Raw genomic sequence first — 7,246 nt, forward strand, 5'->3', positions numbered from 1 at the left:
GGTGCCCGCCGTACGGGGGTCACCTTTGCCCCGGAGGCGGGCACCCAGCGACTGCGGGACATTATCAACAAAGGCCTCACGGATCAGGACCTGCTCCGTGGTGTCCGCACCGCCTACCAGCAGGGCTGGCGGACGGTCAAGCTCTACTTCATGATCGGGTTGCCCGGCGAAACCGATGCCGACGTGCTGGGCATTGCGGAGACGGTGCGTTGGCTCAGGCGGGAGTGCCGTGGCCATGGCCCCCTGGGCTTTCATCTCACCATCAGCAATTTCACCCCCAAACCACACACACCGTTCCAGTGGCATCAGGTCTCCAGTGACGACCTGCGCCGCAAACAGGGGCTGCTGCGGCAGGCGCTGCGGGGCATTCCCCGCCTCAAGGTGAATGAAACAGACGTGCGGATCTCCGCCATGGAGGATTTTGTGGGCCGCGGGGACCGTCGTTTGGCCCAGGTCATTGTTGGCGCTTGGCGCAATGGTGCGGGGATGGATGCCTGGTGGGAAAGCGTGGAGCGGGCCTACAACGCCTGGAACCAGGCCATCGGCGCCGCGGGATTGTGTTGGAGGGACCAGCAGCAGGCACAGGAGGGCGAAGACCCGACAACCTTGCCCTTGCCCTGGGACCACATGGATACAGGGGTGGATCGGCAGTGGCTTCGAGACGACCTGCAACGGGCCATGGAGGCCATGGTGGTGCCGGATTGTTCCTTTGCCACCTGCAGCAGTTGTGGGGTGTGTGGACCGGGGTTTGGCCACAATCATGTTGTGGTGCCACCACCGGTGCCCGTGCCGTCACCCCGAGTCCAGCCGGCGAGCCACCGGGTCCAGCGGCTGCGGCTACGCTTCACCAAGCAGGGGGATGCGGACCTGCTGAGCCATCTGGATCTCCTGCGCCTGCTGGATCGGGCCCTGCGCGCCGCCGCCTTGCCCATGAGCTTCAGCGCCGGGTTCCACCCACTGCCCCGGCTGCAGGTGGGCCATGCCCTGTCCTTGGGGGTTCAGGGTGGTGGCGAATTGATGGATCTGGAGTTGGCCGAAGTGGTCCCCCCCGTGACACTGATCAACGCCCTCCAGCCCCAACTGCCCAAGGGGATTCAGCTCCTGGGGGCCGAAGAAGTTCCCCTCAAGCAAAAGAGCCTGGCCCAACTGCTGGAGGGGGCCCGCTGGATCATGGGCTTCTGCCCGGAATCGGGGGTCGCCTTGCCAAACCGGTCGTGGCAGGCGGCCTGTGGGGCAGTGCTGGCTGCCCCCAGCCTGCCCTGGGACGACACGGACAAAAAGGGACGACCCCGGCAACGGGATCTGCGGCCCCTGCTGAAGAACTTGACCTTCCATGGTCAGCACGGCGCTGCGGCGCGATTGGCCGTGGATGTGGCCATTGACCCCAGCGGACGCAGCCTGAAGCCCGAGCAGTTGGAGGCGATTTTGGCAGACCATCTCGGCGAGGGACTGTGCATCACCACCCTGCACCGCGACTGGCTCTATCTGCATCCCGAGGCCACCAGGCTCCGGCAGGACGGCACCTGCTTGTGATAGGTTATTGCCGTGATGCAGCGACCGACGGTTGTCCCCGTGCCTCGATCTGCTGAACAGTTTCAGTGACGCGAAAATAATTCTCTTCAACAGCCCTCGCCCCTGACAAAACGTTCAGGTTCTCTTCCATGACCAAGCAAATTCTTATTGCTGAAAAGCTTCGCATTGCCGCCATCCTCAACAACGAACGTGTTGACCAGTTCATTGTTGCCCAAGGTCAACATCAGATTGGCGACATCTATCTTGGAATGGTGGAAAACGTCCACCCGGGGATTGATGCTGCCTTCGTGAACATCGGTGAAAGTGAAAGAAACGGTTTCATTCACGTCACCGATCTGGGTCCTCTGCGACTGCGGCAGACTGCTGGATCCATCACGGAACTGCTGGAGCCGCGCCAGAAGGCCCTGGTGCAGGTCATGAAAGAGCCCACAGGCAGCAAAGGGCCTCGGCTCACAGGCAACATTACCCTGCCCGGCCGCTTTCTGGTGCTCCAGCCCAGTGGACAAGGGGTCAACATTTCCCGCCGTATTAACGAAGAGGCCGAGCGTGATCGTCTTCGGGCTTTAGCGGTTTTGATCAAGCCTCCCGGAACCGGCCTGCTGGTGCGCACAAAAGCCGAAGGGGTGGGGGAGGACCAGATTATTGACGACCTGGAAATGCTCTGCCGCCAGTGGGAGACGATCCAGTCCACCGTGGAGACCTGTCAACCTCCAGTGCTCCTGAACCGCGATGACGACTTTGTTCATCGCACCCTGCGGGACCACTGTGGACCTGGCCTGGACAAGGTGGTGGTGGACAGTCTCCAGGTGGTGGAGCGGGTCAAAGCCTTCCTTGGCCCAGAAAAGAACACCGTTGCGGTGGACTCCTTTGCCAGTGCGGAGGAATTGCTGGAAGCCTTCCGCATTCATGCGGCAATTCACCAGGCCCTCCTGCCCCGGGTGGATCTGCCCTCCGGCGGTTACGTGATCATCGAGCCCACGGAAGCCCTGACAGTGGTTGACGTGAACTCCGGCTCCTTTACACGGTCCGCCACTGCCCGCGAGACAGTGTTGTGGACCAACTGTGAAGCTGCCACCGAGATTGCCCGCCAACTCCAACTGCGCAACATCGGCGGCATGATTATCGTGGACTTTATCGACATGGAGTCGCGGCGGGATCAACTGTTGTTGCTGGAGCACTTCATGAAGGCCATGGGGCCCGACAAGGCAAGGCCTCAGATTGCTCAGATTACGGAGTTGGGATTGGTGGAACTGACCCGCAAGCGCCAGGGTCAGAATATTTACGAACTCTTTGGTGGCCAGCGTCCCAACTCTGGTAGCCTAGGCACCGTGGCCACGGTGCCGGGCAAGGCCACCATGCAGCCTTTGGCAACGGGGACCGTGCAAGCTCCCGTGACCGCCCCCACTGCTCCCGTGACCGTCCCCACTGGTCCTGGGGCCGCCAACGTGGTGGATGGGAGCAACGGTGGCAGCGGCAACCGTCGCCGTCGCCGTGGCGGCGGTGGCCGCAGTGGCGCATCAGCCCCTGTCGAGACCCCGGCCACCCCAAGTGCAACTCCGGGCGAACCAGAAACCAGCCCATCGCCTGAGGTAGAATCCGGCCCATCCAGTACCAACGCCCCAGAGACCGTTGCCATACCCATGAATGAAGATCAAAAGCAGGTCTTCAGTTGGTGTGGCTTCAATCCAGCGCTGATGGCTCCCACCCCACCCAGGGACTCGAATGCCGTGGCGGTTCGTGTGGTGAGCCCTGGCGGCAATACCCAGTCTCCCCTGACTGAAGCCGAGGACCCAACAACCGCTGCCACAGTGGTTCCTCAGCCGAAGTCGGACGAGACAGCAGACAACACAGCCAGGACAGTGGGCGGCAATGCTGCCGTCCCACAGGCCGAGACGCCCATGGCCACCCGGGGAGAGGCTGGGCCGACGGCGACCGATAACGAGCAGGACAATGGCCGACCGCGACGGCGACGGCGCCGCTCCGCCGCCTGAGAACTTGATTCAGGTTGGAGAGGACACACGTCTTGGGGCTGCAGCCGGGGTGGCCTTGGCGTCCCTTGCCGGTTTGGACGAGGTGGGCCGTGGCTGCTTGTTCGGCCCTGTGTTTGCAGCGGCCTGCTGCCTGGATGCAGCGGCACTGCCCATCCTTGCCGCTGCTGGCGTTCAAGACAGCAAGGCCCTCAAGCCAGTTCATCGCCAAAGACTTCTGCCGGTCATTGATGGCCTGGCCACGGAGCTGGGCCTGGGGCAAGCCTCGGCCCGGGAAATTGATCAACAAGGCATACGGGCGGCAACGGAGCTGGCCATGGTGCGTGCCCTGCAGCGTCTTGCCAAGGCGCCACGGCTGGTGCTGGTGGACGGCAACCTGAGGCTGCGACCCTGGCGCAACCTCCAGCAGACGGTGGTGCGCGGGGACCAACGTTGCCTGACCATTGCCTGTGCCAGCATCGTGGCCAAGGAAGCCAGGGACGATCTACTCCTCCGACTGGATCGGCGCTTCCCTGGCTACGGCCTGGCCTCCCATAAGGGTTATGGAACACCTCGGCACCGGGAAGCACTCAAGCGCCTGGGTCCCACGCCTCTGCACCGTCTCAGCTTTCTGGGGAAGATTCCGGGAGCAGCAGAGACCCTGCCGGAGACGCCACTCAATTCTCACGGCGCCAGTCCTGGAAGTCCTGCAACAACTTCCGGCTCATCCTGGCCTTGATTCTCCCCAGAACACCAGCCAACACCCGGACACCTGTGCCTTCCAGGACGGTTTTGGGAATCAGGCGCAGCAACTCCGGGCGGCTCACCTGTACAGCCAGGGACGCCTCCCCCTCCAATTGCCCATCACGGACCTCCAACCAGGAATCCAACTGGAGTTGAAAGTCGTTGACGGTCAGCACCGTGCTATCGAGACGGCACCGGCAGGAACGAATGATCAACCGCTGGGACAGGAGCGTGGTGCGCAGGTCAACAATGGGTTGCACCTGCAATTGAAAAACCCTGAGCCGGGGGAGCGTGTAGCGATAGTGGGCCAGCCCCAGGACCTGAAGTGCGCCAGAACCCAGCAGGACCCTGACCACCCGCTCCTCTTGCCTTAGATAAGCAGTCAGACTCTCCAAAGATTCTGGTACAGCCAGACCCAGCTTTTGCCGGGCCGAGAAGGCCAATTCCATGGCCATGGCGCCATTGTTGATGGGATCTTAGCCAAGTGAGATCCCGTCACCCACCCTTGCCTGTTCCCTCCATTGCTTTTCTAGGCCCCTCCGGCACCTATGCCGAGGCCGCCTGCCGCCAACTGGCTCAAGCTCAAGGTCTGAAGCACCATACTCCCCGTTCCGGACCATCCATCCAGCACGTGCTGCACCAGCTCAAGGCCGATCATGGGGGGGACGGCACTGCGGCTGCCGCCGTGGTACCGGTGGAGAATTCCGTGCAGGGTGGCGTAACGGCCACGCTGGACACCCTCTGGAGCTTGAGTACACCCTGTTGTCCTCCGGACGCCCCCGATCCCTATGGACCCCAGGGTCTGGAAATTGTGCGCGGTCTGGTGTTGCCCATCCGCCATGCCTTGCTGGGGAGTGGCTGCATGGAGGACATCAGCGAGGTCATCTCCCATCCCCAGGCCCTGTGCCAGTGCGGCACCTGGCTGAACAACCACCTTCCCCAGGCCCTGCAGTTGCCCACCACGTCCACGGCAGAAGCTGCCCGGATGGTGAAGGGCAGCCGCTTCCGTGGCGCCATTGCCTCGCTGAATGCCGCCGGAGAACAGGACCTAAACGTTTTGGCCTATCCCATCAACGACGAACCCAACAATTGCACCCGCTTTCTGTTGGTGCAGCCTGTTGTGGCGACGGAGCGCGCCAGCACCGCCCCTGCGCCTGGGGACCACGCCGTGATCACCAGCCTTTGTTTCTCTCTGCGGCAGCGGGACCGCCCCGGAGCACTGGTGGAGGCATTGCAGGTCTTCCATGGCCAGTCCCTGAACATGTCCCGCATTGAGTCCCGTCCCGCCAAGACCGGCTTGGGAAAATATGTTTTCTTCGTTGACGTTGAGGGTCATTATCAGGCTGCACCTTTCCAGAAGGCTCTGCGAAACCTGTATCCGACCTGTGAGCACCTGCTGAATTTCGGCAGCTATCCAGTTGTCACCGTGCCTCCGGGAACCATGGAACGCCCATGAATCACGGAGCATGGGGACTAGAGGCTGGCCGCTCTGGTGAGGACATCCAGGAGGCCACCAACCTGGCTGATGCCCAGAAGAACCACGACAATTCCCAGCACGGCCCCCACAAACACCTGGCGCCGGGTATGACCCAGGTTGATGTTCAGGGGTTCGAGGGAGGAGCAACAGTCAGCATCCACTGGGGTCGTCATCAAGGCGTTGAGCCGCTCCGCCTGGAGGCCAGCAGCGCGACGTACACCACTGGCGTCGTACATCACCACCAGGGCCAGGGCGCAGGCCAGAGCAAACAGGGGCTGATCAAAGCCCACCTGCCAGCCCACGCCAGCAGCCACCCCACTGACCAGCGTCGCATGGCTGGAGGGCATGCCACCGGTCTCCAGGAGCACTGACGGGCACCATTGGCGCTCCGTCACCAGCACAACCAACAGCTTGCTGAACTGGGCCGCACCACAGGCCAGGAGAGCCCAAGTGAGGACGGCGTTGTCGGCAAGCGCGGTGAGGGCATCCATGGGGATCAGTGGTTACGGGTGGTGATGAAGTCTGCCAAGGCCAACAGCGGACGAGCCGCCTCCCCCTGTGGGGCCAGGGCCGCCTTGGCGGCGGTGATCAACTGGGTTGCGCTCCGGCGAGACGCCTCAAGGCCCAGCAGGGCCGGGTAGGTGCTCTTTTCGGTGAGCAGGTCCTTGCCTGCAGTTTTGCCCAAGGTGGCGCTGTCTGCCGTCACGTCCAGAATGTCGTCGATGATCTGAAACGCCAGACCGATGTTGCGGGCGTAGCGGCGCAGATCCGCCACCAGCGCCTCGGCCGCTCCGGCAATGAGGGCGCCGCTGATGACCGACACCTCCAACAGGGCTGCCGTCTTATGGAGGTGGATGAATTCCAGGGTTTCCAAGGGGACCCGCTTCCCCTCACTGTCCAGGTCCACCACCTGCCCCCCCACAAGGCCAGGCGCCCCTGCGGCCCTGGCCAACTCGGCGGTGACCGCCAGCAGTCGCTGGGCCGGAACCCCAGAAGAGCGCCCCGCCACCATCTCGAACGCCTGGCAGAGCAAAGCGTCACCGGCCAGGATCGCCATGGCTTCACCAAACATTTTATGGTTGGTGGGGCGGCCCCGCCGCAGGTCGTCGTCATCCATGGCCGGTAGATCGTCATGGATCAGGGACATGGTATGGATCATCTCCAGGGCACAGGCCGTGGGCAGGGCCAACCGGGGCTCTCCACCCGCCAGCTCGCAGCTGGCCAGACAGAGAACGGGGCGCAACCGCTTACCTCCCACCAACAGGGAGTATTCCATGGCCTGCCGCAAACTGGCAGGCTGCTCCAGCGTCACGGCTTCCGCAAGGGCGGCCTCCACCTGGACCTTTTTGGCCTGAAGATAAGTCTCCAATTCAAAGAGCTGTTGATAGGCCATGGCAAACGGAACTGGAGCCGTCCCACAGAAACGGCATGGGGAGCCATTGTCCCTTAGGGGCTTCCCCCGGGAGCTTGTTGAAAAACCTCCTCAACCACTCCCCGCCTGCTCCAGCACGCCTTTGGAGCTGGG

Annotated in this window: 7 protein-coding genes; 4 read left to right on the plus strand and 3 right to left on the minus strand. The window is 62.9% G+C overall.

Going from position 1 to position 7,246, the window contains the following annotated elements:
- From FLM9_RS05100 to FLM9_RS05110, 3 genes are all read left to right on the plus strand, one after another.
- Window positions 1-1,533, plus strand: a 1,533-nt coding sequence (locus FLM9_RS05100; protein ID WP_143324612.1) for a TIGR03936 family radical SAM-associated protein, incomplete at its 5' end; no start/stop codon positions are given.
- Window positions 1,534-1,661: 128 nt separating this feature from the next.
- The gene (locus FLM9_RS05105) at window positions 1,662-3,524 is read left to right on the plus strand and encodes an Rne/Rng family ribonuclease (RefSeq protein WP_074457559.1); all 1,863 of its coding nucleotides are present in this window, start codon (window positions 1,662-1,664) and stop codon (window positions 3,522-3,524) included.
- 55 nt (window positions 3,525-3,579) lie between these two features.
- Window positions 3,580-4,239 (plus strand): ribonuclease HII, encoded by a 660-nt coding sequence (locus FLM9_RS05110; RefSeq protein WP_306806796.1) that lies wholly within the window; start codon window positions 3,580-3,582, stop codon window positions 4,237-4,239.
- On the opposite strand, the gene FLM9_RS05115 is transcribed toward FLM9_RS05110, so the two are convergent.
- Window positions 4,178-4,699 (minus strand): DUF1997 domain-containing protein, encoded by a 522-nt coding sequence (locus FLM9_RS05115; RefSeq protein WP_257243016.1) that lies wholly within the window; start codon window positions 4,697-4,699, stop codon window positions 4,178-4,180. The two genes, FLM9_RS05110 and FLM9_RS05115, sit on opposite strands and share 62 nt — an antisense overlap.
- A 50-nt stretch (window positions 4,700-4,749) precedes the next feature.
- On the opposite strand from FLM9_RS05115, the gene pheA reads away from it, so the two are divergent.
- Complete coding sequence (pheA, locus tag FLM9_RS05120) at window positions 4,750-5,700, plus strand: prephenate dehydratase (protein ID WP_074457561.1); 951 nt, start codon at window positions 4,750-4,752, stop codon at window positions 5,698-5,700.
- A 17-nt stretch (window positions 5,701-5,717) separates the two neighbouring features.
- On the opposite strand, the gene FLM9_RS05125 is transcribed toward pheA, so the two are convergent.
- Together FLM9_RS05125 and FLM9_RS05130 are read right to left on the minus strand one after the other, a co-directional pair.
- The gene (locus FLM9_RS05125; RefSeq protein ID WP_074457562.1) at window positions 5,718-6,212 is read right to left on the minus strand and encodes a divergent PAP2 family protein; all 495 of its coding nucleotides are present in this window, start codon (window positions 6,210-6,212) and stop codon (window positions 5,718-5,720) included.
- 5 nt (window positions 6,213-6,217) lie between these two features.
- Window positions 6,218-7,114, minus strand: coding sequence for a polyprenyl synthetase family protein (locus FLM9_RS05130; RefSeq protein ID WP_074457563.1), 897 nt, complete (start codon window positions 7,112-7,114; stop codon window positions 6,218-6,220).
- Between the last annotated feature and the right edge of the window lie 132 nt (window positions 7,115-7,246).

This window comes from Candidatus Synechococcus spongiarum, from assembly GCF_900047545.1.
In the GTDB taxonomy this organism is placed as follows: domain Bacteria; phylum Cyanobacteriota; class Cyanobacteriia; order PCC-6307; family Cyanobiaceae; genus Synechococcus_B; species Synechococcus_B spongiarum_C.

What these genes read in the sequence shown, in the direction of transcription:
- FLM9_RS05115 (WP_257243016.1), bottom strand. Translation starts at nt 4,699, where the DNA reads ATGGCCATGGAATTGGCCTTCTCGGCCCGGCAAAAGCTGGGTCTGGCT.
- FLM9_RS05130 (WP_074457563.1), bottom strand. Translation starts at nt 7,114, where the DNA reads ATGGCCTATCAACAGCTCTTTGAATTGGAGACTTATCTTCAGGCCAAA.
- FLM9_RS05125 (WP_074457562.1), bottom strand. Translation starts at nt 6,212, where the DNA reads ATGGATGCCCTCACCGCGCTTGCCGACAACGCCGTCCTCACTTGGGCT.
- FLM9_RS05105 (WP_074457559.1), top strand. Translation starts at nt 1,662, where the DNA reads ATGACCAAGCAAATTCTTATTGCTGAAAAGCTTCGCATTGCCGCCATC.